Raw genomic sequence first — 578 nt, forward strand, 5'->3', positions numbered from 1 at the left:
GTGTCGCCTCGGCCTCCGTGACGGTCGGCTCGGGAACCGTGGTGGAGGTGCGCGACACCTACTCCTTCGACCAGGGCACCCTGGACATCGACAGGAGCTTCGAGGTCACCGATCTGGCCGCGGCTGACGCCGGCAAGGGCGTGTCCGTGTCCTACCCTCTGGCGGATGCCACCAAGACCCCGACCGGCTCCTACAAGTGGTTCTCGCCGGGTACCTGGTACGGCAACGACGCGTTGACCTTCACCGACCGCAATGCCATGGCCTTCGACGGCAAGGAGACTGCACTGTCGGTGGACGGAATGACCGCGCCGCTGATCACCGCGTGGAACCCGTCCACCACCTGGGCCCTCACACTGCTGGACCGCACCCCCGGCCAGCGTGAGACGGTGGCCGCGGACAAGGACCCGCAGACGGGCAAGACGATCGTGGACTCACGTCTGAACCTCCCCGGCCTGGGGCTGCGCACCCAGTCCGGTGGGTCCAAGTCAGGGGAGCTGTTCCAGTCCTATCCGGGGGACACGAAGAACTACCGCAACCGTTACGGCTCCAAGCCCACCGTGTGGCGCATGCTGCCCCTG

General features: G+C 67.1%; 1 protein-coding gene. It reads left to right on the forward strand.

Annotation, left to right across the window (positions count from 1 at the left end):
• On the forward strand, positions 1-578 hold a 578-nt coding region (locus FK530_RS26140; protein ID WP_158645206.1), incomplete at both ends, for a hypothetical protein.

It is taken from the genome of Tsukamurella conjunctivitidis (assembly GCF_007858475.1).
In the GTDB taxonomy this organism is placed as follows: domain Bacteria; phylum Actinomycetota; class Actinomycetes; order Mycobacteriales; family Mycobacteriaceae; genus Tsukamurella; species Tsukamurella conjunctivitidis.